Origin of the sequence: Actinomycetospora callitridis (assembly GCF_028737265.1) — a bacterium.
GTDB classification, from domain to species: Bacteria; Actinomycetota; Actinomycetes; order Mycobacteriales; family Pseudonocardiaceae; genus Actinomycetospora; species Actinomycetospora callitridis.
Map to the genome: position 1 here is coordinate 512,946 of NZ_JAQZAK010000004.1, position 23,633 is coordinate 536,578.

Genomic DNA, 23,633 nt, shown 5'->3' on the forward strand with positions numbered 1-23,633 from the left:
GAGCGAGCCGCGCGATCGTGTCACCGCTGCCTCTCACCGAGGTCCTGCCGCCGCGCGGCACGCCGGCTGTCGACCGTGGAGAGAACGATCATGAGCGCGGTGAGGGCGAGGGCCCCGAGGGCGGTCGCCGACAGCGCCGTGTCGAGCGGGAGCACGGCCGTGAGGACCCCGACCAGCAGGGTCGGGAGTCCGGCGCCCAGGTAGAAGGCGGAGTAGACGGCGGCGGCCGTGCCGCTCGCCCGCCCGGGTGGCGCCATCGTGGCGACGATGGTGGTCGCCCCGCTGTAGAGCAGCCCGTTGGCCAGGCCCGCGACGACGCAGGCCACCAGGACCGCGACGAGGGAGTTCACGCCGGGCGCGAGGACCACGAGCGAGACGGCCAGGGCGACCAGGCCCACGAGCTGGGCGCGACGGGGGCCCAGCCGGGTGAGCGCGGGGACGGTCAGCGTCGAACAGAGCAGGAGCGCCGCGGTGAGACCTCCGGCCGCGAGCGGGTCACCCAGGCCGAGGAAGCGCTCGGCGACCGAGGAGATCAGCCCGAGGAAGAGCCCGACCACGGCCCAGCCGAGGAAGCCGTTCACGGCCGCGACGACGAGGGCCCGCCGGACGGTGGGGGTCATGCCGGGGGCGCCGTCGGGGTCCGCGGCGGCCACCCCGTCGTCGGTCGAGGGCCCGGGCCCACGGACGCTGCGGAGCCCGAGGAAGACGACGGCGAGCAGCACCAGGTTCACGCCGAAGGGCAGGACGCCGGGACCCGGGCCGTACCCGGTGAGCGCGCCCCCGAGGACGGGGCCCAGGCCCGTGCCGAGGATGAACACCGTCGCCGACACCAGGCCTGCGCGCACCTTGTCCGCGCCGCTGGTGGCGACCGCGACCCCGGCGCCGGTGATGACGGCGAGCGCGATGCCGTAGGCGACACGACCGACGATCAGCCAGGCGGTGCTCGTCGCGAGGGCCAGGGCGATCGATCCGACGGCAGCGATGGCGATGCCGCAGCGCATGACCCGGCGGGGGGACAGCCGGTCGCCCAGGGGACCCAGCAGATACACCGCGGGAACGCTGACGAGGGGATAGACCGCGTAGATGGCCGTCAACGTGACGTCGCTGAAGCCGAGCTGTGCCTGGTAGCCGGGGTAGAGAGGGCTCGGGATGCCGGCGCCGGCGGCGCCCAGGGCGAGCAGCGCGAGCGCCCACGCCCGTGCGGACCGTGACGGGGTCCGGGACGGGCTCCGCACGGCCGCTGTCGTGGCCGGCGAGGATGCGGAGGCGCTCATGACCACGACGATCCGTGGGTGCGGGCGTTAGCACCAGCGCACGTTTCTACACCGAGCGCGTAGCATCGCTACATGATCGATCCTCGGTTGAGGACGCTTCAGCTCGTGGCCCACCACGGCTCGGTGAGTGCGGCGGCCAGGGCGTTGCACTTCACCTCGTCCGCGGTGTCCCAGCAGTTGCGCGGGCTCTCCGACGAGCTCGGGGTGGCGCTGGTGCGGCAGGTCGGGCGTCGGATGGAGCCCACGGCGGCCGGGCACGTCCTGCTGCGTCACGCCGAGGCGTTGCACGCCCGCGCCGAGGTCGCGCGCGCGGAGCTGGCCGGCGCCGAGGACGCGCCGGGCACGATCGGCCTGTGCGGGTTCTCCACCGCGGCGACGAGGTTCCTCGTCCCCACGGCCGCCGCGCTGCGCGAGCGCTTCCCCGAGCTGGTGATCCAGGTCGTCGAGGCGGAACCGGCGCGCTGCATCGATCTGTTGCTCGCCGGTGACTGCGACCTCGCGCTGCTCGTGGTCGACGACCGTGTCCCGCCCGAGACCGACCAGCGCTTCGAGCAGCACGCCGTGCTCGACGACCCGATCGACCTCGCCGTCCCGGTCGGGCACCACCTCACCACCCGGTCCGAGGTGACGCTGCGCGACGCCGCCGCCGAGTCGTGGATCACCTGCCGTCCCGACAGCGCCTATCACCGCCTCACCCTCGCCGCGTGCCAGGCGGCCGGCTTCCGCCCGACCGTCGCCCACTACGCCGACGAGTGGGACACCGGGACGGCACTGGTCGCCCACGGCTTCGGGATCTTCATGCTGCCCCGGCTGGCCCCGGTGCACCCCGGCACCGACGTGGTGCGTCTGCGCCTGAGCGGGACGGCGGCCCCCGTCCGGCGGATCGTGGCCGTGACCCGCGCGGGCGGCGCCGCCCAGCCCGTGATCGGGCACGCGTTGACGTCGATCACGAGGGCGGCCGAGTCGATCTCGGCATGAACCCGCGGGCCCCGTCCGGAACCCCGCCCGGGTCCCCGCGCGACCATGGCCCGGTGATCGGTCTCGGAGCGTTCGTCCTGGGCACGCCGGACCCGGCGCGGCTCGCCGCGTTCTACCGCGAGCTCCTGGGCTGGACCACCGTCGAGGGGGGCGACCCCACGTTCCTCCGCCTCCGCGCGCCCGAGCAGGAGCGCCCGGGCCTGAGCTTCCAGCTCGAGCCCGACCACGTCGCGCCCACCTGGCCGCCGCGGGCGGGCACGCAGCAGATGCAGGCGCACCTGGACCTGCTCGTCGACGACCTCGGGCACGAGGCTGCGCGCGCCGAGTCCCTCGGCGCCACCCGCGAGGAGCACCAACCGGCGGACGGGGTGGTCGTCATGCGCGACCCCCACGGGCACCCGTTCTGCCTCTTCCTCCCCGGTCACTGAGCGGGACACCGAGGGGCACACCTCCACGAACGGGTGCACGCCGCCGGGACGAGGGCGGGGCGACTTCCCCGGTCCCGTACGCTCGGTGACCGGGCGACGGGACAGGAGACGATCTCATGACCACCTCCCGGTCGGCAGGGACGGCCGTCGTGGACGTCCCCGGCGCGCTCGGCTGCAGCGACCTCGCCGATCCCGCCCGGCTCGAGGCCCTCGCCGACGCGGGCCTGTCGGCCGCCCCGGACCCCGACATGGAGCTGTTCGCGGGCCGGGTCCGGCGCTGGCTCGGGGTGCCCATCGGCCTCGTCACCCTGGTGACGCCCGACGAGCAGGTCTTCCCGGGAGCGGCCGGGCTCCCGCCGGACCTCACCGAGCGGCGCCGCACCCCGCTGACCCACTCGTTCTGCAAGCACGTCGTGATGACGGCGCAGCCCCTGGTGGTCGACGACGCCCGCGAGCACGAGCTCGTCGCCGACAACCCCGCGATCCGCGACCTCGGCGTGATCGCCTACGCCGGGATGCCGCTGACCGACGGCGCGGGCAACGTCCTCGGCTCGCTGTGCGCCATCGACGTCGTGCCGCGCCGGTGGGACCCGGGACAGCTCGACGCGCTCGAGGACCTCGCCCGCATGTGCTCGGTCGCCCTGCGGCTGCGCCTGGCCACCGTCGACGCCGACCGCGAACGCCACCGGCGCGACGAGCTCGACGTCCGCCTGCGCGAGCAGCTGCAGCACCGCACGACCGTGAACCACGTGCTGCAGCGGGCGATGCTCTCGACCCTGCCGCGGATCGAGGGCCTCGCGATGTCCGCGCACTACGCGCCGGCCGACAGCCGCGAGGACGTCGGCGGCGACTGGTACGACGTCACCCGCCTTCCGGCGACCTCCGGGACCACCACCGACGTCGTCCTGTCGGTCGGCGACATCGCCGGGCACAGCCTCTCGGCGGCCACCGAGATGGGTCAGGTGCGCTCGATGCTGCGCCAGGCCGCCTGGGACCGGCGCGGCGAGCCGCCGTCGGTCGTCGTCGCCGCCTTCGAGGACGCGAACGCCGCCGTCGGTCCCCGGGCACGCGGGACGCTGGTGGTCGCCCACCTGCGCCGGGAGCCCGACGGCACCTGGTCGATGGCATGGAGCAACGCCGGTCACCCGCCGCCGGTGCTGGTCGTGCCCGGGGGCGTCCCGCAGGCGCTCGGCGGGCCCGATCCGATGTTCGGGTTCCCCCACCTGCTCCCCGGCCACCGCGTGGACGACTGCGTGGCCGTCCCGGCGGGCTCGCTGGTGGTCCTGCACACCGACGGGCTCATCGAGCGCCGCGGCGAGGACCTCGACGTCGGGTCCGCCCGCCTGCTCGACGCCCTGCACCGGATGCGCGACGACGACGTCGCGACGATGCCGGAGCGGCTCGTCGCCGACCTCTCGCCCGGCGAGGACGACGTCGTGGCCCTCGCGGTCCGGGTGGGCGACGCGGGCTGACGCCGGGCTGTCGGGGTCGTCTCCTAGCGTGCGGGGTGCCGACCGCGGGGAGGGTCCGATGGCACTGGAGTGGAACGCGCTGCTGCGCGATCAGGTCGACTGGCTCTGGACCCACCAGTGGCGGGCGCGCCTGGACGGGCTCACCGACGAGCAGTACTTCTGGGAGCCCGCGCCGGGCGCCTGGAACGTGCGACCCCGCGCGGAGGCGACCACCGCGATGGCCGCCGGCACGGGCGACCTCGTGATCGACTTCGAGTTCCCCGCCCCCGAGCCGCCGCCGGTCACCACCATCGCCTGGCGGCTCGGCCACATCGTCGTCGGCGTCCTCGCGATGCGGGTCGCCGGCCACTTCGGGGGCCCGCCCGTCGACTACGGCAGCCACCGGTACGCCCCCACCGCGCAGGAGGCCGTCGCGCAGCTCGACGAGGCCTACGCCGCGTGGACGGCCGGGGTGCGCGGGCTCGGGGAGGCCGGGCTGGCCGAGCCGTGCGGACCCACCGAGGGCCCGTTCGCCGCCGAGCCGATGGGCGTGCTGGTGTTGCACATCAACCGCGAGCTGCTCCACCACGGTGCCGAGATCGCGCTGCTCATGGACCTCCACGACGCCCGCTCCGGCTGAGGCGCGGCACTCCGGCATCATGGCGTCGATGGCCACCGGGACGGCGGACGCGACCGACACCCTGCCGCCGCCCGGGCCCACGTCGGCTCCGCGGCCCTCGGGTCGCGTACCGCTCGGCGTCGGTGCCGGGCTCGCGGCGACGCTGCTCGTCGTGCTCGCCCTGCGGCTGTTCTCGGGTCGCCCGCTGGGCGTCGAGGACAACGGCGACGGCTACCGCCTCTTCTGCGGCGCGGGGCTCACCCCGCTGACGGCGGACGGCTACGCGAGCTGGCGCGGCGGCTGGACCACCGACTTCGCCGTCGGCGCGCCGACCTGCCCCGACCCGGTGCCCTCGTCGGCCCTGGTCATCGCGCGGGCGACCACCCTCGTCAGCGGCGGGACCTGGTCGCCGACGGCGCTCGGCTGGGCCTACGCCGTGCTCGTCGGGCTCGTGGTGGGGCTCGCGGCGTGGGCGGCGTCGGCGGGGGGACGCCGGCGCGCCCTCGCGGTGGCCGTCCCGGTGCTCCCCCTCGCGGCCGCGACCTTCCCCCGGTTCTTCGTCTCCACCTACAGCGAGCCCGCCGGCCTGCTCGGTTGCGTCACCACGGCCGTCGGCGTCGCCGCCCTGCTCGTCACCCGCCGCGAGCACCGCGCGGAGCGGGTGGTGGCGCTCGTGCTCACCGCGGGCGGCGGGCTGGTGGCCACCACCGCGAAGGTCGCCTACATCCCGGTGCTCGGCGCCGCGATCCTGGTCTGCGCGCTCGTCGCGGTCGGGGTCCGCCGCCCGCGCCGGGTCGGCCCCGCGATCGCCGTGGTCACGGCGTTGCTCGCCGTCGCCCCGGTGCTCGCCGCCCTCGAGCGCCAGGCCCAGTTCTACGCGCCGGTCAACGCCCACAACCTGGTGTTCACGACCACCCTGCTCGAGATGGGACCGACGGCGACGAGCGCGCTGGGCCTGCCGCCCGAGGCCGCGGCGCTCACCGGCAACGGGTACTTCAACGGCCCCCCGCGCCCCGACGGCGTCGCGTGGTGGGAGGGCGCGATCCTGCAGCGACCGTCCGAGACCCGCAACGCGGCCCTGCTGCTGCTCGCCGAGCACCCCGCGACCGCGGCCCGGGCGGTGGGCGTGGGCCTGCAGGCCACGACGCTCGCCGACCTCCCGTACCTCGACTCGCTGCCGGCCCCGTTCGACGCCCCGTCCTCGCCCGACGGGCACCCCGGCTGGTCGGGCGCACGCCAGCCCGACCTCGCGCAGGTCCTCGACGACACGCGCCGGCCCCCGTGGCTGCCCTCGGCGCTCGTCCTGCTGGCCCTGGTCGCGGCGGCCACCGCGCGGTGGCAGGGACGCGCGGCGCGCTGGTCCCTCGCGGCCGGTCTCGCCGCCGGCACGGCTCTCGCGCTGATCGTGGTGGCGGTCGCGGGCGACGGCTACTTCGAGGTGTTCAAGCACGCGTGGCTCGCGGCCTACCTGCTCGCGGTCTCCGGGCTCTGTCTGGCGGGCGCCGCCGTGACCGCCGTCGTCCGTCGGGGGCGCGGACGAGGGTAGAACGGTACCGTGCGCGCCTACGGATTCCTCGGTGTCGGTGGTCCTGACCAGGAGGCGTTCCTCGACGTCCCGGTGCCCGACCCCGGTCCCGGTGAGCTGCGGGTGCGCGTCCGGACGGCCGGGGTGAACCCGGGCGACTTCCGGATGCGCCGCGGCGAGTACGGCACCACCGGGCCCGCGGTGCTCGGGCGGGAGGTCGCCGGCACGGTCACGGCGATCGGTGAGGGCGTCACCGGGTTCGCGGTCGGCGACGAGGTCTTCGGCGGTTGCCCCGGGATGGTCGGCGGCTGGGCCGAACAGGCCCTCGTCACCGCCTCGTTCGCCGCGCACCGGCCGCCGACGGTGTCACCGGAGGACGCCGCCGCGCTGCCGGTGGCCGCCGGCACCGCCTACGACGCGCTCACCACCCTCGCGCTGCCCCCGGGCGCCACGCTGCTCGTCAACGGCGCGGGCGGCGGCGTCGGCATCCCGACCGTCCAGCTCGCACGAGCACGCGGGTTGCGGGTCATCGGCACCGCGAGCGCCGGCAAGCGCGACCTGCTCACCGAGCTCGGCGCGGTGCCCGTCACCGGCGGCGAGGGCGTCGCCGACCGCGTCCGGGCGGTCGCCCCCGACGGCGTCGACGGCGTGTTCGACCTCGTCGGCGGGGACGCCATGCGCGCCGTGGGCCCGCTGGTCGACCCCGCGCGGCTGGCCTCGGTGGCCGACAAGCCGCTGGTGGCCGAGCTCGGCGGCGGCGACGTGCCCCGCGATCGCAGCACGGCCGTGCTCGACGCCCTCGCCGCGCTGGTGGCGGGCGGCGACCTCGACCCCTGGGTGCGCACGACACTGCCGTTCGCACGCACCGGCGAGGCGCTCGCGCGCGTCGAGGACGGGCACGTCCTCGGCAAGGTCGTGGTCACGATGGACCCCGCCTGACCTCTCCGAGAAGGAGATGTCACGCACCGCGAACGACACGCGTGCAGTTTCACCCCAACGAGTGGCGCATCACCCCGTCGAGCGCCTCGTGACTCCGATCGGCACGCGCGCCTGCTCCGTTCGGCCGCCGTCCGAGGGCTGATCGTTTGACTGAGTTGCCATTCAGTGAACGTACCCTCGATGAATCGCCGCTCATCGGCTCGGGAGACTCCTGTCGATCCGCGATCACCGCGGACCGATCGAGAGGGGATCCACCATGACCCGACTGCAGCGCCTCGTCGCCGCGACGGCCCTGGCCGGCGCCGGCAGCCTCGCCCTGTCCGGCGTGGCGAGCGCGAGCGAGTCGCACCACGGGGACGAGGGGCACTCCACCCGGAGCGACCACAAGGGCCTCGTCGGCGGCCTCGTCGGCGCGGGCGGCGAGCTCGCCGAGGGCGTCGGCGGCCTCGTGGGCGGCGTCAACGGCGCCGTCGGCAGCGTGCTGGGGAGCGACGCCGTCGGCGACGTCGTGGACGGCCTGGTCTAGGTCAGAAGATCTAGGTCAGTAGATCTAGGTCAGTACATCGAGGTCTGGCCCGTCCGCTGCCGGTCCCCCGCTCGGGGGAGCGGGACGGGCAGCGACGAACCGGGGCGGGTCCCGGTGGCGCTGGAACCGCCACCGGGGCCCGCCCCGTCGGTCGTCCCGGACGCTCAGCCGCGCGGGCGACCCTCGTCGGAGGGCGACTCCTCCACCGGGCCTGGCGCGCTCCACGGCTCGGCCTCGTCGGCGCGGCCCGGGGCCAGGCGCCGCAACAGGTGGTAGCCCGCGACAACGACGATCGTGCCCAGCGCGATCCCCGACAGGGACCCGCCGCCGACGGTCAGGGCGACGTCCCCGATGCCGATGACGATCCCGGCGGCGAGCGGCACGAGGACCTCGGGGCGGGCGAAGTCGACCTTGTTCTCCACCCAGATCCGCGCCCCGAGCAGGCCGATCATCCCGTAGAGCACCACGGTGATGCCGCCGAGCACCCCGCCGGGCGTCGCCGCGACGACGGCCCCGAACTTCGGGCAGAAGCCGATCGCGATCGCGACGAGCGCGGCGACCCCGTACGCCGCGGTGGAGTAGACGCGGGTCGCGGCCATGACGCCGATGTTCTCGGCGTAGGTGGTGGTCGGCGAGCCGCCGACCCCGCCGGCGACGGCCGTCGCGATGCCGTCGGCGGCGAGCGCCCGGCCGAGGTAGGGGTCGAGGTCCTCGCGGGTCATGCTCGCGACGGCCTTGACGTGCCCGGTGTTCTCCGCGATCAGCGCGATGGCCACCGGGACGATCAGCAGGATCGCCGAGGCGCTGAACGCGGGCAGGTGCAGCCCGGGCGCCTCGGGCGTCCCGAGCGGGAGGCCGATCCAGGACGCGTCGGCGACGCCGGAGAGGTCGACGCGCGGGTGCGTGGAGACCACACCGGACGCGTCGGGCGCGGTGATCGGCCCGAGCACCGCGTCGAGCAGCAGCGACAGGACGAACCCGACGACGAGGCCGACCAGGACGCCGAGCCGCCCGAACATGCCCCGCCCGGCCACCGCCGTGATCATCACGACGAGCATGGTGATCAGGGCGACGAGCTCGTCCTGCGGCCAGTACGTGCCGGCGACGACCGGGGCGAGGTTGAAGCCGATGAGCATGACCACCGCGCCGGTGACGGCGGGCGGCAGGATCGCCGACACCGTCCGCGCGCCACCGAGGTGCACCGCGAGCCCGACCAGGGCCACGACGACGCCGCACACCGCGATCGCCCCGGTGACCTCGGCACTGGTACCCCCGTCCGCGCGCACCGCGGCGACGACGCCGACGAAGGAGGCGCTCGTCCCGAGGTAGCTCGGCACCCGCCCGCGCGTCATCAGCAGGAACAGGATCGTCGCGAGCCCCGAGAGCAGGATCGCCAGGTTGGGGTCGAGCCCCATGAGCACGGGGAAGACGAACGTCGCCCCGAACATGGCCAGGACGTGCTGCGCGCCCAGGCCGACCGTGCGCCCCCACGACAGCCGCTCCTCCGGCCGCACCACCTCACCGGGCGCGGGCGCCCGCCCGTCACCGTGGACCGTCCATCCCCTGATCACGGGCGACAGGCTAGGGCGTTGCCACGTGGGTGATCCGGGTCGTTACGGCGACCCGGATCACTCACGTGCGCGGCACGCGCATCCCGTCCAGCAGGAGGCCGAGATAGCGGGGCCAGCGGCCCTCGCCGGCCTCGGCGGTGAGGACGGCCATGTGCACGACCGTCGGCAGGTCCTCGGCCACGAGGTCGCCGCGCACCACCCCCGCGGCCTGTCCGCGGCCCAGCAGGTCACCGAGCGGGGCCAGCGTGCGGGCGGCGAGCTCGGGGGTGAACGCGCCGGTGGCCTTGGCGGCCGCGAGCAGCGCGCGGTGGCGGGTGACCCCGTCGACCAGACCCTCGAGCACCCCGACCAGCGCCGCCCACGGGTCGGCGACCTCGACGGCCCGGGCGAGCAGGGGCTCGACGAACTCGGCGACGTAGTCCTCGAGCACCGCGGCCACCAGCTCGTCCCGTCCGGCGAAGCGGCGGTAGAGCGTCGACGGCGCCACGCCCGCCCGGCGCGCGACCTCCTCGAGCGCCACGTCCGGGCCGCCGACCTCGATGGCCGTCCGGGCGGCGGCGAGGATCGCGGCGTGGTTGCGCGCCGCGTCGGCGCGCAGGGGCCGATCCACGCGGACGAGCGGATCGGACGGTGCGGACATCGGCGACACCGTATCGGCCGCGATCAGTCGTCGACGAGCTTCAGCGCGCCCGACGGGCACTGGGCGACGGCGTTGCGGACCTCGCCGACCTGGTCCGCCGACGGCTCCTCCTCGAGCACGAGCACGACGGCGTCGTCGTCCTGGTCGAAGACGTCCTCGGCGGCGAGCACGCAGTTGCCCGCGCCGATGCACGCCTCACGGTCGGCCTGGATGTGCATGGGTTCTCCCTCGGTGGTGGTGGGTCACCAGGTGACGGGCAGGGCACGGAGTCCGTGCACGATGGTGGCCGAGCGGAACTCGATCTCCTCGAACGGGATGCCCGGTGCGAGCGTCGGGAAGCGCCGGAACAGGGCGGGGAACGCCACGGCCATCTCGGCGCGGGCCAGCGGCGCGCCCAGACAGTGGTGCACGCCGTGCCCGAACGCCACGTGCGGGGCGATCGTGCGGGTGACGTCGAGGTCGTCGGGGTGCTCCACCGCCGCGGGGTCGCGGTTGGCGGCGGGCAGCGACAGCACGAGGACCTCACCCGCGGCCACCGGCACGTCGCCGACCGTCGTGTCGTGCCGGACGGTGCGCGGGATGCCGGAGTGCACCACCGACAGGAAGCGCAGCAGCTCCTCGATCGCCGGGGCGACGGCGCCCGGCTCGTCGCGCACGAGGGCGAGCTGCTCCGGCGCGCGCAGCAGGGCGAGGGTGCCGAGCCCGAGCATGTTCGCGGTCGTCTCGTGCCCGGCGATGAGCAGCAGGGACGCGATGCCGATCAGCTCGGAGCGCGCGAGGTCGTCGCCGTGCTCGCGCACGAGCATGCCGAGCATGTCGTCGCCGGGCTCGGTCCGCGCTCGGTCGACGAGCTCGCCCATGTAGGTGCGCGACTCGGCGGCCACCCGCCCGCGCTCCTCGAGCGGCAGGCTGAGGTCGACCTGGCGGGCCGCGCGGCCCTGGAACTCGGCGCGGTCGTCGTACGGGACGCCGAGCAGCTCGCAGATGACGAGGCTCGGCACCGGCAGCGCGAAGACGCTCACCAGGTCGGCGGGCGGGCCCGCGGCGGCCATCGCGTCGAGGTGGTCGTCGACGATCTCGACGATGCGCGGCTCGAGACGGCGGATGCGCTTGACGGTGAACTCGCCGGTGAGCAGCCGGCGCAGCCGCGTGTGCTCGGGCGGGTCGGTGGCGAGCAGGTTCCCGGCGCGCGGATCGATCCCGTCCTCGGGCATCGGGAGGCGGGGCAGGCCGGTGTTGGTGAAGCGCTCGGCGTCGCCGAGCACCTCGCGCACGTCGGCGTAGCGCGTCACGAGGCGGGCGGGGGTGCCGAACCCCGTCCGGATCGCGATCAGCCCCGCCTCGTCGCGCGCCGCCTGCGTCTCCGGCACCGGCGCGAACCGGTCGCGCTGCATGTGGCGGGGGACCGGAGGGGCCCCGTCGGTGCTCGTGCTCATCGTCGGGACCGTACGCCAAGTGGGAGTGTGCTGCCGGTTTGGCCACGGACCCCGCGAGGCACACGAACGACATGAGCGAGAGCACCGAGCGGGTCGTCCTGGTCACCGGCGCGGGCCGGGGGCTCGGCGTGGAGATCGCCCGCCAGCTGGTCGACGCCGGGCACGTCGTGGTGGTCGGGGCGCGTGACGTCGAGGCGGGCGCCGCGGTGGCGAAGCAGCTGGGCGAGAACGCGTGGGCGCTGCACCTCGACGTCACCGACCCGGAGTCCGTGCAGGCCGCGGTCGAGGCGGTCGACCGTCGCCACGGGCGCCTCGACGCGCTGGTGAACAACGCGGCGGTGCACTTCGACCCCGGCGCCGACCCCGTGACCGAGGATCTCGACATCGCCGACGGCGCCTGGCGCACCAACGTCCTCGCGCCCTGGCGCCTCACGCAGGCGTTCGTGCCGCTGCTGCGCGCCGGGAACGACGCGGTGATCGTCAACGTGACCAGTGGGCTTGGCTCGCTGGCCCGCATGGGCGCGCACTCGCCCGCCTACAGCGTCTCGAAGGCCGGGATCAACGCGCTGACCCGCGTGTTCGCCGACGCCCTGACCCGCGACGGCATCGCCGTGCACGCGGTGTCCCCGGGCTGGACCGCCACCGACATGGGCGGCAGGGGTGGGCGGCCGGTCGCCGAGGGCGCGACCGGGATCGTCGACGTCGTCCGCTCCCCCGGCGCCGCCCCCTCCGGCTCGTTCCTCCAGGACGGCGAGCACGTGCCCTGGTGACCCGTGAGCGATGTTCCCGGCCATAGCCGGGAACATCGCTCACGTACCGAGGCTGCGCGCGACCTCGACGAAGTGGGCGACGGCGGGCGAGCGGTCGGCGCGGCGCCAGGCCACCTGCAGCGCGACCATCGGCACCGGCCCCGAGAGCGGGCGGAACACCACGCCCGGCGGCCGCAGGTTCGCGTAGTACGCCGGCTGCAGCGACACCCCGAGCCCCGCGGCGACGAGCCCGAGCTGGGTCTCGATGTCGGCGCCCTCGGCGACGATGCGCGGGCTGAAGCCGTGCTCGCGGCAGTAGCTCGTGATGATGTCGAAGAACGCCGTGCCCAGCGAGCGCGGCCACAGCACGAACGGCTCGTCGGTCAGCAGCGCCGGGTCGATCTCCTCCTGCTCGGCCAGCGGGTGGTCCCCGGGCAGCGCCGACACCAGGGGCTCCGAGACGAGGTGCTCGACCTCCACGGCCGCCGTCGCCGAGGCGGCCCGCACCAGCCCCACGTCGAGACGGTGGTCGGCGAGGGCGACGAGCTGCGCGGCGGTGTCCTGCTGGGAGACCTCCAGCTGCAGGTCGGGGAACGACGCCCGCATCGCCCGCAGGATCTGCGGCGTGATCGAGGCCAGCGCGGTGCCGACCGACCCGACGACCAGCAGCCCCACCGCCCCGTCCGCCGCCTGCGTGACCAGCGACTGCGCCCGCTCGGCCTCGAAGAGCACGCGCGGCGCCGCGTCGAGCAGCACCCGCCCGGCCGGGGTCAGCTCGGTGGCGCGGCTGGACCGGTCGAAGAGCGCGGCGCCGAGCGTCTTCTCCAGCGCGCGGATCTGCTGCGAGAGCGCGGGCTGGCTGACGTGCAGGCGCCGGGCCGCGCGGCTGAAGTGCAGCTCGGAGGCCACGGTGAGGAACACCCGCAGCTGCCGGAGCTCGATGTCCATGACCTTGATACTGCCCCGCGCGAGCGGCATAAGTCCGCCCTGATGACAGCAGTGGCAGGGGTGATCGCGGATCCGGACCGCGCGACCGGGTGATCGTCGACGCTGGGGACACATCCGAGAACCGACCCGGAGTGATCACCGTGCACAGCTCACGAACCCGGCCCGACCGCCGCCTCGTCGTCATCGGCTGCGGTGGCCTCGGCTCCGCCGCCGCCTACTGGCTCTCCCGGGCCGCCGGGGGTCGCGTCCTCGCCCTCGAGCGGCACGGCCTCGGGCACGACCACGGCGCGAGCCAGGACCACTCGCGGATCATCCGCTACGCCCAGCACCAGGACGCCTACGCCGCCCTCGCCCCCGCCGCCTACGCCGCCTGGCGCGACGTCGAGCGGGTCTCCGCCCAGACGCTCGTCACCGAGACCGGCGGGCTCGTCATCGAGGACGTCGACGCGCGCTCGGGCCTCGCCACCGGCGGGCGCAACCTCGGCGGGTACGCCGCGGTGGCCGACCGGCACGGCGTCGACTTCGACCTCCTCGACGCGCGCGGCATCGAGGCGCGCTGGCCGCAGTTCCGTCTCGCCGGCACCGAGCAGGCGATGTACCAGCGGCGCACCGGCATCGTCGACGCGGCGCGCGCCAACGCCACCCACGTCGCGCTGGCCCGCGGGCACGGCGCGGAGATCCGCGAGCACTCCCCCGTGCGCGCCCTGCACCCCACCCGCGACGGCGTCGAGGTGGTGCTCGACGACGAGGTGGTGCGCGCCGAGCACGTCGTCGTCACCGCCGACGCACGCACCAACGAGGTGCTCGACGGGCTGGTCGAGATCCCGCTGACCGTGCTGCAGGAGCAGGTGACCTACTACGCGACGCCGAACCTGCTCGACTTCTCGCCCGCGCGGTTCCCGGTGTTCATGTGGCACGGCGCGGACAACTTCTACGGCTTCCCCGTGTACGGCGAGGTCGCCACGAAGCTGGGCCAGCACATGGGTGGGAACGAGATCACCGCCGACTCCCGGACGTTCGAGCCGGACCCGCTGCGCCAGAAGCGCCAGGAGGCGTTCCTCGCCGAGCACCTGCCCGGCTTCGGCGGCCCCGAGCTGTACACGAAGACCTGCCTGTACACGATCCCGCCCGACCAGCACTACGTGATCGACAGCGTGCCGGGCGAGCCCCGGGTCAGCGTCGGGGTCGGGGCCGGGCACGCGTTCAAGTTCGCCTCGCTGATCGGCAAGATCCTCGCCGATCTCGCGACGACGGGCGGCACGCGGCACCCCATCGGCGCGTTCGGTCTCGACCGCCCCGCCCTCACCGACCCGACCTGGGGGCGATCGTTCCATGTCTGACCTCGTCGAGCGCTCCCCCGGGTGGTCGCTCCCGCAGGCGGCCTACACCGACGCGGACGTCTTCGCCGCCGACCTCGACCGCGTCTTCGCCGCGCACTGGCTCTTCGCCGGGCACACCGCGGAGCTCGACGCCACCGGCCGCTACCTCACCGTCGACGTCGGCCGCGACCGCGTGATCGTCGTCCGCGGCGAGGACGGCGTCCTGCACGCCCACCACGACGTCTGCGCCCACCGCGGCTCCCGGGTGACCTCGGAGACCCGGGGCCAGGTCAAGGCGTTCGTGTGCCCCTACCACCAGTGGGTCTACGCCCTCGACGGCTCGCTGCGCGCGGCCCGGCTGATGGGCGACTGCTTCGCCACCGCGTCCCACCGGCTCGCCCCGGTCGCGGTCCGCGAGGTCGCCGGACTGGTGTTCGTCTGCCTCGCCGACGAGCCGCCGCACTTCGACGCCTTCGCCGGCGCCCTCGAGCCGCGGCTCGGCCCGCACGGGCTCGCCGACGCGCGGGTCGCCGTGCGCCAGCACTACCACGTGGCCGCGAACTGGAAGACGCTCGTGGAGAACAACCGCGAGTGCTACCACTGCGCGGGCAGCCACCCCGAGTTCTCGCTGTCGAACTTCGACGTCGGCATGAACGGTGACGTGCGCACCAACCCCCGTTACGACCGCGCACTCACCGCCGCCCGCGCCCGCTGGAGCGCGCAGGGCCTGCCCGGCGAGGACGTCAACTTCCCCGACGGCGCCTGGTACCGCGTCGCCCGCCTCCCGCTGCGCGACGGCTTCGTCTCGGAGACCCTCGACGGCCGCCCGCTCGCCCCGCCGATGGGCCGGCTCACCGACCCCGACGTCGGCAGCCTGCGCGTGGTGTCGCTGCCCAACCTCTGGGCCCACGCCAACGGCGACTACGCGATGACCACGCGCCTCACGCCGGTCGACGCCGGGACCACGGACGTCGAGCTCTGCTTCCTCGTCGCCCGCGACGCGACCGTCGACGAGGACGCGATGACCGCCGTGTGGCGGGCGACCTCGGAGCAGGACTGGGCGCTCTGCGAGGCGAACTACGCCGGCATCGCGTCGCGGGGCTACCGTCCCGGGCCGCTCTCCCCGGTGGTCGAGGCCTCGGTCGAGGGGTTCCTCGATTGGTACGTCGACGCCCTCGCCGATCCCCCACACGCCCGCTCCGCCTGATCTCCGGAGTCCCCATCGGGTGGTCGTCGCTGCTCGATGGCGTGACGTCCCTCCCTCCTGTGGGCGTCGAGACCGACACTCGGCGGCGTCATCGGGGTGGGACGACGTGTCGGGGGTGCGGCGATGGGTTGTCGATCGGTGGTGGTGGCGGCGCTCGTCGGGGCCGCGCTGGTCCTCGGGTCCGCGTCGGCGACCGGAGCGCCGGGCAGCAGCCCCGCGAGCGGCGGCGACGGGACGCGACGGGTCGCGCTCGGCGACTCCTGGGCGGCCGGGACCGCGGCCGGCGAGGTCGAGGCGGCGTCCGGGACGTGCCGGCGCAGCCCGCGCGCCTACCCCGCGGTCGTCGCCCGGGCCGCCGGCGAGACCTCGTGGACCTCGCGGGCGTGCGCGTCCGCGACGGGCGGGGGGAACGGCCAGTTCACCTCGCTCGGCCCGGCGACCGAGGTCGTGACGGCCACCGTCGGCGCCGACGCGACGGGGCTCGGCGCGCTGGCGTCCGCCTGCTCGGCACAGGGCACCGCGGCGCGCTGCGACGACGCGATGACCCGCTTCGACCGGGCGCTGACCACGCTGCCGCGGGCGCTCGACGCGTCGCTCGCCGACATCCGGAGGCGCGCGCCGCGCGCCGCGGGGACCGTCACCGGTTACCCCCTGCTCGCCGAGGGACGGGCGTGCCCGAGCGGCCCCGCGGACGCGACCCGGGCCGCCCGTCTCGACGACGCCGTCACGCGCCTGGACACCGCGCTCGCCGACCGCGCGACCGCCGCCGGGATGCGGTTCGTCGACGTCCGGTCCGCGTTCGCCGGGCACGGGGTGTGCGCTCCCGACCCCTGGCTCGCCCCGCTGACCGGCCCCGACGCGCTCCTGGCCGGCGGCGCCACCGCGACCGGGCACGCGCTCGGCGTCCTGCCCGCCCTCGCCGCGCCCGCCCCGACGACGCCCGCTCCCACGCGGCCGGCGACGCCTCCGTCCGACGGCCGCCGCGACGCCCCGCCGGCCCCGCTCTTCCCCGGCTGAGCCCGTCCTGCGCAGGCGTCAGCCGAACACCTCGAACGGCACCCGCGCCGGCCCGTCCTCGCCGCCGGTGGTCATCAGGACGACCTCGCGGGCCTGCTCGACGACCGGCCGCGGGTCGAGGGCCGTCAGGTAGGCGCGGTGCTCGGCCAGCGACGTGATCGCGACGTCGCGCCACCCGGTCACGTCCACGGCGTGCGTGGGCTGTGGGGAGGCGGCCACGACGACGTGCCGCACGCCGGACCAGGTCTCGAAGCCCTCGTCGATCAGCTCGCGGAAGACCCACTCGTTGCCGGCGTCGCCCACCGCGTCGAGGGTCGCCCGGCCGACCGCGCGGTGGTCGGCGCTGTTCCACGTGCCGGGGCCGAAGGTGTCGCGGTGGTTGCTGACCACCACCAGCTGCGGGCGGGCCCGCCGGATCTCGCGGGCGAGGTCGCGCCGCAGGTCGAGCCCCTCGGTGACCACACCGTCGCGATGGCCGAGGAACCGGACGTCGTGCACCCCGACCGCCGCGGCGCTCGCCCGCTCCTCGGCCTCGCGCAGCGGGCCGGCGACCTCCGGCGGCGTGCCGGCGATGCCCGCCTCGCCGCGGGTGGCGAGCACGTACGACACCGAGCGCCCCGCGGCGGTCCAGGCGGCGACGGCGGCGTTCGTGCCGTACTCGAGGTCGTCCGGGTGGGCCGCGATCGCGAGGGCGCGTGACCAGTCGTCGGGCAGGGGCGGCAGGTCGGTGGTCATGACCTGCAGCCTGGGACCTCGACCTTGCTCCAGGTCAAGAGGGCTCACGCCAGGAGGGCGGCGAGCCGCCGGGGCGCCACCTGCCGGTAGGCGTCGGTGACCACCTCGCGGACCTCGCCCCAGTCCGGCCCCTCGGGCTCGACGTCGAGCCGCAGCCCGAGCCAGCCGCGGTGACCGACGTAGGGCGGGACGAAGAACCGGTCGGGCTCCGCCGTCACCATCTCCTCCTGCGCGCCCTCGGGGGCGGCGACCCAGAGGCAGAGGTACTCGTCGCCGTGGTGGCGGCCGACGTAGCTGGCGAACATCTTGCGCACGAACCAGCTCGGCGTCCCGTGGCTGATCTTCTCCGTGACCTCGGGCAGGGCGACGCACACGCCCCGCAACCCGTCGATCAGCTCGTCGGCGTCCACGCGGGCATCGTGGCCCGCGGCGGGCCGGCTACGCCAGCAGCGAGCCGACCAGGATCGACAGGACGAACACGGCGAGGATGATCACCGTCGCCACCCGCACCCAGGGCCGGTGCGGAGTGGGCGTCGAGGGCTCGGAGACGCCCTCGGTGGGGTCGCTGCGCTCGTCGGGCCGCGTCATCGGCGTTCCTCACGGAAGGGGACGGATCGGACACCGACGAGGCTACCGGCCGGTCGCGGCCCGCCTCGGGGCCACGGGGACCTCGCTGCTCGCGTGACGGCCCGACGGCGGCTCGGCACGGTGCCGTCGGGGCGTGTCGGGGTCCTCGTCGGCCGAGCGGTGCCGCGCTCGGCGCGGCACCGGGACGTCGCCGGTGGCGGCGTGCCGGCTGCGGGTGACCGGGAGCGGGCCGGACACGGGCGACGGCGCCCGCGGGGCAGGGGCGGCCTCGGCGAGCGCGGCGGCCGCCGCCGCCTCGGCGCGGACGCGCCGCAGGTCGTCGAGCGAGGCGATGGAGGTCGGGGCGGCCGGCTCGTCGTCCTCGGCGTCCTGGGCCGCGGGCACGCGCGCCGGGGCGGGGCGAGCACCGGGAGCGGGCCGCGACGAGCCGAACGACAGCGCCGAGGCGAAGCCGGCGGCGGGGACGGGAGTTGACCCGGGCTTCGGCGACGGGCTCGCCGCGGCGCGGACCGTGAAGGCGTCGGTGGTCTCCTCGGGCGCCGGGGTCGGGACGGGCTTCGGGGCCGGCTTCGGGGAGGGCTTCGGTGCCGGCGTCGGGGAGGGCTTCGCGGTGGGCGTCGGGGACGGCTTCGGGGCCGGCGCTGCCGCGGGCCTCGCGACGGGACCTGCGGGCGCCGCCGAAGAGGCCGGGGCAGGGGCCGGGGCAGGGGCCGGGGCGGTGCCGGTCGCCGCCGCCGGGGTCGCCCGGGGCGCCGGCCGGCGGGCGCGGATCGACACCCGCGAGGTCTCGGTCGCGACGGGCGCGGGACGGGCGGGCCGGACGGCCTCGGTCGCCGCTGCGGGCCGGAGGGCCTCGGTCGCCGGCGCGGGGCGCACGGTCGCGGTCGCCGGAGCCGGAGCCGGAGTCGCCGGAGCCGGAGCCGGAGTCGCCGGAGCCGGAGTTGCTGGAGCCGGAGCCGGAGCCGGAGTTGCTGGAGCCGGAGCCGGAGTTGCTGGGGACGTCCGGCGCCCGGCCCGGGCGGCCGGAGCGCCCGCAGCCGCCGCCGTGGCGGGCTCGACCGCCTCGGTGCGGTCGGCCACCCGGTCCGCCACCGTGCCGGCTTCCTTGTCGCCTCCCATGTCGCCCGCCGTGCCGACCACCTCGTCGGCCGCCCGCTGCGCCGTCGGGCGGGGCCGGGCGGGCCGCACGGGGACCGGCACGATCTCCTCGATCGGCGCGGGCACCGCCGCCGGGGCGGGCGCGGGCGTCCTGCGGCCGCGGATCACCTGGCCGGCCGCGGAGATGAGGTAGGCGACGCCGACGAGGCTCCAGAACGAGAGCACGAGGAGCTGCACGACCGTCGGCGGGTCACTGATCATCGCCAGCTGCACGCCGGCGACGCCGAGCCCGGCCACGCCGAGCACGAGGGCGAACCGCGAGCGCGTCGTCATCTGCCAGCGGGGCCGCGGGCGGGCGACCGACGGCGACGCGCCCCGCTTCGTCTCCCGGCCCACACGTACCTCCTCGACGGATCGGACGACCCGCACCCTACGGACAGGACGGACACGGGAGGTCGACGCGGTGTCCGTGCGCCGTCCGAGGACCCCGCCACGGACGGGGCACGTGTCACCCTCCCGGGTGAGGCATCGAACGCGGAGGGCGAAACGTAACGGTCAGGTCGCGGCCTGACAGGTCGCGCACCAGAAGAGATTCCGGGCTGCGTGCGTACGGCGGCTGACCTCCGTCCCACACACTCGACAGGGCTCGCCCGTCCGGCGGTACACGTAGACCTCCCGGCCGCAGCCCCGGCCGTGCGGCTCGTCGGGGGCGTGACCACAACCACGGTGGACCGGGCGCACGGTGTCGATGGCGCCCCGGCGGACGCCGTCGGCGAGCAGGTCGGCGAGATCGGCCCAGACGGCGTCGAAGCGTTCCCGCCCGAGCTCCCGCCCGGGCAGCAGCGGATCCAGGCCGTGCCGGAAGAGGACCTCGGCCCGGTAGACGTTGCCCACGCCCGCGATCACCGACTGGTCCATGAGCAGGGTGGCCAGCGGGGCCTTCGACCGGCCGATCCGGCGCCAGGCCGCCTCGGGGTCGGCGTCGTCGCGCAACGGGTCGGGGCCGAGGCGGGCCCGCACGCCGTCGACCTCGCCCTCGGTGAGCACCTCGCAGGCGATCGGGCCGCGCAGGTCCGCCCAGTGCGTCGGCCCCACCAGGCGCATCCGCACCTGGCCGCGGGGCGGCGTCACGTCGCCGGTGTGCATCGTGAACTTGCCGTAGAGCCCGAGGTGGACGTGCACGACGAGGTCGTCGGCGTAGACGTGGAAGAGGTGCTTGCCGTGCGCGTCCACGGCGCGCAGCTCGCGGCCGTCGACGAGCTCGGCGTCCCGGCTGAAGCGGCCCTGCGGGGACGACACGGCCACCTCGTGGCCCACGAACCGGCGGGTGTGGGTGCGCGCGAGGCGACGGATGGTGTGGCCTTCGGGCACCGCGCCTGCCTACCCCGCCACGCGGCCGGTCACTCCTGGGGAAGGGCCGGGGGCTCGCCGGTCTGCTCGTAGGCGGTCAGCATGTCGATGCGCCGCTGGTGACGCCCGCCCTCGAAGGCCGTCGCGAGGAACGCCGTGACGATCTCGGTCGCCTCCTCGGAGGTGTGCATCCGCGCGCCGAGCGAGACGACCTGGGCGTCGTTGTGCTTGCGTGCGAGCTGCGCGGTCTCGACGTTCCAGGCCAGGGCGGCACGGCATCCCGGCACCTTGTTGGCCGCGATCTGCTCGCCGTTGCCCGAGCCGCCGATGACGACGCCGAGGGCCTCGGGGGTCGCGACGGTGCGGCGCCCGGTCTCCACGCAGTACGGGGGGTAGTCGTCGACGGGATCGAACTCCTCGGGCCCGACGTCGACGACGTCGTGACCCGCCTTCGCGAGGTCGCGCAGCAGATGGCCCTTGAGCTCGAACCCAGCGTGGTCCGATCCGACGAAGACGCGCACGGGGCGCAGTCTGTCAGGTGTGAGACATACCGCCGCAGGGGTAGTGGACGGCGGCTCGGAAACATCCCCGTGACACACCGATCGTAGGTTGACCCGTTATGGGAGCGCGACCGCAGGACCGCCGCCCGACCCCCGCGGGCGAGGTCGTGATGGGCGTCGAGGAGGAGTTCCACCTCGTCGACCTCGAGTCACGATCGGCGGTGCCGCGCGTCCCGGAGATGCTCGACGAGCTGCAGGCCCTGGACGGCGAGGCGTTCGCCCCGGAGCTCAAGCCCTCGATCATCGAGACGAACTCCCAGCCGACGTCGGACCTCGCCGACCTGCGCACCGACCTCGTGCGGCTGCGCGGGATGCTCGCGCACATCGCCGACACCCACGGTCTCGGCGTGGTCGGGGCGGGCAGCGTCCCCCTGATCGACGGCTCCGCCGAGGGCATCACCCCGTCGCCCCGCTACGAGCGGATGCGCGACGAGTACCAGATGCTCGCCTTCGAGCAGCAGATCTGCGGCACCCAGGTGCACGTCGACGTCCCCGACCGCGACGCCGCGGTCGCGGTGATGCAGCACAGCGCGCCGTGGCTGCCGGTCCTGCTCGCGCTCTCGTCGAGCTCGCCGTTCTGGAAGAGCGAGGACACCGGCTACGCCAGCTCCCGCACGCTGGCGTGGCACCGCTGGCCGACCGCCGGTCCCCCGGCCCCGCTGCGCGACGCCGCCGACTACGACGCCCTGATCGCCGACCTGCTCGCCTCGGGGACGATGTCCGACCCGGGGATGGTCTATTTCGACATGCGGCCGTCGGCGCACCAGGCCACCGTCGAGGTGCGCATCTGCGACGCCAGCCCGAGCGTCGACGGCGTGGTGCTGATCGCCGGTCTCTCCCGGGCGCTCGTGCGCCACGGGGTGCGCGCGCACGTCGAGGGCCGGCCGATGCCGCAGTACCGCCCCGAGCTGTTGCGCGCCGCGAGCTGGCGGGCGGCGCGCTCCGGCCTCGAGGGCGACCTCGTCGACGTCCCCGGCCGCGAGCTCGTGCCGCCGTCGCGGGCGGTGCGGCTCATGCTCGAGCACCTCGCCGACGACCTGGACGAGGCCGGCGACCGCGCCGTCGTCGAGGAGCTGGCCCTCGAGGCCCTCGCGCGCGGCAGCTCCGCGGCCCGCCAGCGCCAGCGCGCCAACCGCAACGGCAACCTCGAGGCCGTCGTCGACATGCTCCTCGCCGAGACCCGGGGCGCGCCGGACTCGCCGGTGGACGCGCCGATCTCGGAGACGGTCGCGCCGGTCCTGCTGGCCGACTACGCACCGCCCGCCTACGACGAGGCCGTCGCCGAGGACGGCACCGTCCGCCCCGCGTACTCGTGGCTGGTCTCGACGCTCGAGCGGATCGGCCCGTCCGGGCTGCTGGTGCACGAGAAGAGCCGCGACGCCGAGCAGCGCGCCCGCGGCATGTTCTTCCCCCAGGCCGACGACGACGAGCGGCTCTTCCCCCTCGACCTCGTGCCCCGCCTCATCACCCCCGGCGAGTGGGAGACGCTCACCGAGGGGCTGATCCAGCGGGCGCGCACGTGCGAGGCACTGCTGCAGGACCTGCACGGCGAGCGCGCCTGCCTGCACGACGGCGTGCTCGCCGAGGACGCGCTGCGCTGGCTGCCCCAGCCGCACGAGACCGCGATGAACCTGCACCCCGGGGCCGTCCGTGCCCTGGTCAGCGGCCTCGACCTCGTCCGCGACGCCGCCGGCGAGTGGAAGATCCTCGAGGACAACCTGCGCATACCCTCGGGCATCGGCTTCGCGATGGCCGACCGCCGCGTCGTGCGCAGCGTCCTGCCGGAGCTCCAGGCCCCGAACGGCGTGCTCGACGCCGACGAGGGCCCGGCGATGCTGCGCGAGGCACTCCTGGCGTGCGCCCCGCCGGCGGCCGGCCACGACCCGGTCCTCGCCCTGGTCACCGAGGGGACGACGGACTCGGCGCACTTCGAGCACCGCATGCTCGCCGAGGAGATGGGCGTGCCGCTGCTCACCCCGGGGGAGCTCCGCGCGGTCGCCGGGATGATCACCGTGGCCGCCACCGGGCGCCCGATCGACGTGATCTACCGGCGCATCGACGAGGAGGTGCTGTTCACCGCGGAGGACTCCGAGGGGGTCCCCCTGGGGGACCCCATCCGCGAGGCCGTCCGCACGGGGCGTCTGACCCTGGCCAACGCCCCCGGCAACGGCCTCGTCGACGACAAGGGCGTCTACCCCTTCATCTCGGCGCTCACCGAGTACTACTTCGGCGAGAAGGCGACGCTCGCGGCCGTCCCGACCTGGTCGTGCGCCGATCCCGAGCAGCGCGAGTACGTCCTGTCCCACCTCGACCAGCTCGTCACCAAGCCCGTCGACGGATACGGCGGGACGGGCATCGTGGTCGGGCCCCACGCCAGCAGCCACGAGCTCGACGAGGTCGCGGCGGCGGTGCGCGCGCACCCCGCGTCGTTCGTGGCGCAGGAGACCATCCGGATCTCCACCCACCCGACCTTCACCGGCACGACGCTGGAGCCGCGCGTCGTCGACCTGCGGGCGTTCGTCGTCCTCGCCCCCACCCCGACCATCCTCCCGACCCCGCTCACCCGGGTCGCGCCCGCCGACTCGCTCGTGGTCAACTCCTCGCGCGGCGGGGGTTCGAAGGACACCTGGATCCTGCGCTGACCAGCGCGTTCCCCGACCGACCGTGACCGAGGA

At 75.4% G+C, this 23,633-nt stretch carries 24 protein-coding genes; 12 read left to right on the plus strand and 12 right to left on the minus strand.

The window, feature by feature from the left end:
• Positions 1 to 20 precede the first annotated feature (20 nt).
• Positions 21 to 1,274 carry an MFS transporter gene (locus PH191_RS17010; protein WP_274195793.1) on the minus strand — a complete coding sequence of 418 codons (1,254 nt, stop codon included), beginning with the start codon at positions 1,272 to 1,274 and terminating at the stop codon, positions 21 to 23.
• 87 nt (positions 1,275 to 1,361) lie between these two features.
• On the opposite strand from PH191_RS17010, the gene PH191_RS17015 reads away from it, so the two are divergent.
• The 7 genes from PH191_RS17015 to PH191_RS17045 all read left to right on the plus strand — a co-directional run bounded on the left by PH191_RS17015 (position 1,362) and on the right by PH191_RS17045 (position 7,740).
• The gene (locus PH191_RS17015) at positions 1,362 to 2,252 is read left to right on the plus strand and encodes a LysR family transcriptional regulator (protein WP_274195794.1); all 891 of its coding nucleotides are present in this window, start codon (positions 1,362 to 1,364) and stop codon (positions 2,250 to 2,252) included.
• 53 nt (positions 2,253 to 2,305) lie between these two features.
• Positions 2,306 to 2,680, plus strand: coding sequence for a VOC family protein (locus tag PH191_RS17020; RefSeq protein WP_337994067.1), 375 nt, complete (start codon positions 2,306 to 2,308; stop codon positions 2,678 to 2,680).
• Positions 2,681 to 2,796: 116 nt separating this feature from the next.
• Positions 2,797 to 4,152 (plus strand): PP2C family protein-serine/threonine phosphatase, encoded by a 1,356-nt coding sequence (locus PH191_RS17025; RefSeq protein ID WP_274195795.1) that lies wholly within the window; start codon positions 2,797 to 2,799, stop codon positions 4,150 to 4,152.
• Positions 4,153 to 4,210: 58 nt separating this feature from the next.
• Positions 4,211 to 4,771 (plus strand): DinB family protein, encoded by a 561-nt coding sequence (locus tag PH191_RS17030; protein ID WP_274195796.1) that lies wholly within the window; start codon positions 4,211 to 4,213, stop codon positions 4,769 to 4,771.
• A gap of 28 nt (positions 4,772 to 4,799) precedes the next feature.
• Positions 4,800 to 6,296 (plus strand): glycan biosynthesis hexose transferase WsfD, encoded by a 1,497-nt coding sequence (gene wsfD / locus PH191_RS17035; protein WP_274195797.1) that lies wholly within the window; start codon positions 4,800 to 4,802, stop codon positions 6,294 to 6,296.
• A 9-nt stretch (positions 6,297 to 6,305) separates the two neighbouring features.
• Positions 6,306 to 7,214, plus strand: a complete 909-nt coding sequence (locus PH191_RS17040) for an NADP-dependent oxidoreductase (RefSeq protein ID WP_274195798.1) — start codon at positions 6,306 to 6,308, stop codon at positions 7,212 to 7,214.
• Positions 7,215 to 7,470: 256 nt separating this feature from the next.
• Positions 7,471 to 7,740: a hypothetical protein gene (locus tag PH191_RS17045; RefSeq protein WP_274195799.1), complete on the plus strand. Its 270-nt coding sequence runs from the start codon at positions 7,471 to 7,473 to the stop codon at positions 7,738 to 7,740.
• Between the two features lie 164 nt (positions 7,741 to 7,904).
• Here the strand turns inward: PH191_RS17045 and PH191_RS17050 are convergent, their stop codons facing one another.
• The 4 genes from PH191_RS17050 to PH191_RS17065 all read right to left on the minus strand — a co-directional run bounded on the left by PH191_RS17050 (position 7,905) and on the right by PH191_RS17065 (position 11,387).
• Positions 7,905 to 9,311, minus strand: a complete 1,407-nt coding sequence (locus tag PH191_RS17050) for a uracil-xanthine permease family protein (protein ID WP_420791812.1) — start codon at positions 9,309 to 9,311, stop codon at positions 7,905 to 7,907.
• 61 nt (positions 9,312 to 9,372) lie between these two features.
• Positions 9,373 to 9,951 (minus strand): TetR/AcrR family transcriptional regulator, encoded by a 579-nt coding sequence (locus tag PH191_RS17055; protein ID WP_274195800.1) that lies wholly within the window; start codon positions 9,949 to 9,951, stop codon positions 9,373 to 9,375.
• Positions 9,952 to 9,974: 23 nt separating this feature from the next.
• Positions 9,975 to 10,169, minus strand: a complete 195-nt coding sequence (locus PH191_RS17060) for a ferredoxin (protein WP_274195801.1) — start codon at positions 10,167 to 10,169, stop codon at positions 9,975 to 9,977.
• A gap of 24 nt (positions 10,170 to 10,193) precedes the next feature.
• Positions 10,194 to 11,387, minus strand: a complete 1,194-nt coding sequence (locus PH191_RS17065; RefSeq protein ID WP_274195802.1) for a cytochrome P450 — start codon at positions 11,385 to 11,387, stop codon at positions 10,194 to 10,196.
• Positions 11,388 to 11,458: 71 nt separating this feature from the next.
• Here PH191_RS17065 and PH191_RS17070 point away from each other — a divergent pair, with 71 nt between their 5' ends.
• Positions 11,459 to 12,157 carry an SDR family NAD(P)-dependent oxidoreductase gene (locus PH191_RS17070; RefSeq protein WP_274195803.1) on the plus strand — a complete coding sequence of 233 codons (699 nt, stop codon included), beginning with the start codon at positions 11,459 to 11,461 and terminating at the stop codon, positions 12,155 to 12,157.
• Positions 12,158 to 12,196: 39 nt separating this feature from the next.
• Here the strand turns inward: PH191_RS17070 and PH191_RS17075 are convergent, their stop codons facing one another.
• Positions 12,197 to 13,084 (minus strand): LysR family transcriptional regulator, encoded by an 888-nt coding sequence (locus PH191_RS17075; protein WP_274195804.1) that lies wholly within the window; start codon positions 13,082 to 13,084, stop codon positions 12,197 to 12,199.
• A gap of 140 nt (positions 13,085 to 13,224) precedes the next feature.
• Between PH191_RS17075 and solA the strand changes: the two genes are divergently transcribed.
• From solA to PH191_RS17090, 3 genes are all read left to right on the plus strand, one after another.
• Positions 13,225 to 14,424, plus strand: coding sequence for an N-methyl-L-tryptophan oxidase (gene solA / locus PH191_RS17080; protein WP_274195805.1), 1,200 nt, complete (start codon positions 13,225 to 13,227; stop codon positions 14,422 to 14,424).
• Positions 14,417 to 15,610, plus strand: a complete 1,194-nt coding sequence (locus PH191_RS17085) for an aromatic ring-hydroxylating oxygenase subunit alpha (protein WP_274195806.1) — start codon at positions 14,417 to 14,419, stop codon at positions 15,608 to 15,610. Before solA ends, PH191_RS17085 begins: the two co-directional genes overlap by 8 nt.
• Positions 15,611 to 15,733: 123 nt before the next feature.
• Complete coding sequence (locus PH191_RS17090) at positions 15,734 to 16,627, plus strand: SGNH/GDSL hydrolase family protein (RefSeq protein WP_274195807.1); 894 nt, start codon at positions 15,734 to 15,736, stop codon at positions 16,625 to 16,627.
• An 18-nt stretch (positions 16,628 to 16,645) separates the two neighbouring features.
• On the opposite strand, the gene PH191_RS17095 is transcribed toward PH191_RS17090, so the two are convergent.
• The 6 genes from PH191_RS17095 to PH191_RS17120 form a co-directional block, all read right to left on the minus strand.
• On the minus strand, positions 16,646 to 17,362 hold the full coding sequence (locus tag PH191_RS17095; RefSeq protein WP_274195808.1) for a PIG-L deacetylase family protein: 717 nt from the start codon (positions 17,360 to 17,362) through the stop codon (positions 16,646 to 16,648).
• A 44-nt stretch (positions 17,363 to 17,406) separates the two neighbouring features.
• The gene (locus PH191_RS17100) at positions 17,407 to 17,772 is read right to left on the minus strand and encodes an MmcQ/YjbR family DNA-binding protein (RefSeq protein ID WP_274195809.1); all 366 of its coding nucleotides are present in this window, start codon (positions 17,770 to 17,772) and stop codon (positions 17,407 to 17,409) included.
• Positions 17,773 to 17,800: 28 nt separating this feature from the next.
• Positions 17,801 to 17,950: a hypothetical protein gene (locus PH191_RS17105; protein ID WP_274187620.1), complete on the minus strand. Its 150-nt coding sequence runs from the start codon at positions 17,948 to 17,950 to the stop codon at positions 17,801 to 17,803.
• A 42-nt stretch (positions 17,951 to 17,992) separates the two neighbouring features.
• Positions 17,993 to 19,444 (minus strand): hypothetical protein, encoded by a 1,452-nt coding sequence (locus PH191_RS17110; protein ID WP_274195810.1) that lies wholly within the window; start codon positions 19,442 to 19,444, stop codon positions 17,993 to 17,995.
• A 159-nt stretch (positions 19,445 to 19,603) separates the two neighbouring features.
• Complete coding sequence (locus PH191_RS17115) at positions 19,604 to 20,419, minus strand: Fpg/Nei family DNA glycosylase (protein WP_274195811.1); 816 nt, start codon at positions 20,417 to 20,419, stop codon at positions 19,604 to 19,606.
• A gap of 29 nt (positions 20,420 to 20,448) precedes the next feature.
• Positions 20,449 to 20,919: a ribose-5-phosphate isomerase gene (locus PH191_RS17120; RefSeq protein ID WP_274195812.1), complete on the minus strand. Its 471-nt coding sequence runs from the start codon at positions 20,917 to 20,919 to the stop codon at positions 20,449 to 20,451.
• Positions 20,920 to 21,017: 98 nt separating this feature from the next.
• On the opposite strand from PH191_RS17120, the gene PH191_RS17125 reads away from it, so the two are divergent.
• Positions 21,018 to 23,600: a glutamate--cysteine ligase gene (locus PH191_RS17125; RefSeq protein WP_274195813.1), complete on the plus strand. Its 2,583-nt coding sequence runs from the start codon at positions 21,018 to 21,020 to the stop codon at positions 23,598 to 23,600.
• The last annotated feature ends 33 nt before the right edge of the window (positions 23,601 to 23,633 follow it).

Bases quoted from the DNA above. Each gene is read 5' to 3' on its own strand.
- PH191_RS17055 (WP_274195800.1), bottom strand. From the start codon at position 9,951: ATGTCCGCACCGTCCGATCCGCTCGTCCGCGTGGATCGGCCCCTGCGC.
- wsfD (WP_274195797.1), top strand. From the start codon at position 4,800: ATGGCCACCGGGACGGCGGACGCGACCGACACCCTGCCGCCGCCCGGG.
- PH191_RS17030 (WP_274195796.1), top strand. From the start codon at position 4,211: ATGGCACTGGAGTGGAACGCGCTGCTGCGCGATCAGGTCGACTGGCTC.
- PH191_RS17125 (WP_274195813.1), top strand. From the start codon at position 21,018: ATGGGAGCGCGACCGCAGGACCGCCGCCCGACCCCCGCGGGCGAGGTC.
- PH191_RS17105 (WP_274187620.1), bottom strand. From the start codon at position 17,950: ATGACGCGGCCCGACGAGCGCAGCGACCCCACCGAGGGCGTCTCCGAG.
- PH191_RS17095 (WP_274195808.1), bottom strand. From the start codon at position 17,362: ATGACCACCGACCTGCCGCCCCTGCCCGACGACTGGTCACGCGCCCTC.
- PH191_RS17065 (WP_274195802.1), bottom strand. From the start codon at position 11,387: ATGAGCACGAGCACCGACGGGGCCCCTCCGGTCCCCCGCCACATGCAG.
- PH191_RS17010 (WP_274195793.1), bottom strand. From the start codon at position 1,274: ATGAGCGCCTCCGCATCCTCGCCGGCCACGACAGCGGCCGTGCGGAGC.
- PH191_RS17075 (WP_274195804.1), bottom strand. From the start codon at position 13,084: ATGGACATCGAGCTCCGGCAGCTGCGGGTGTTCCTCACCGTGGCCTCC.
- PH191_RS17085 (WP_274195806.1), top strand. From the start codon at position 14,417: ATGTCTGACCTCGTCGAGCGCTCCCCCGGGTGGTCGCTCCCGCAGGCG.
- PH191_RS17060 (WP_274195801.1), bottom strand. From the start codon at position 10,169: ATGCACATCCAGGCCGACCGTGAGGCGTGCATCGGCGCGGGCAACTGC.
- PH191_RS17025 (WP_274195795.1), top strand. From the start codon at position 2,797: ATGACCACCTCCCGGTCGGCAGGGACGGCCGTCGTGGACGTCCCCGGC.
- PH191_RS17070 (WP_274195803.1), top strand. From the start codon at position 11,459: ATGAGCGAGAGCACCGAGCGGGTCGTCCTGGTCACCGGCGCGGGCCGG.
- PH191_RS17090 (WP_274195807.1), top strand. From the start codon at position 15,734: ATGGGTTGTCGATCGGTGGTGGTGGCGGCGCTCGTCGGGGCCGCGCTG.
- PH191_RS17045 (WP_274195799.1), top strand. From the start codon at position 7,471: ATGACCCGACTGCAGCGCCTCGTCGCCGCGACGGCCCTGGCCGGCGCC.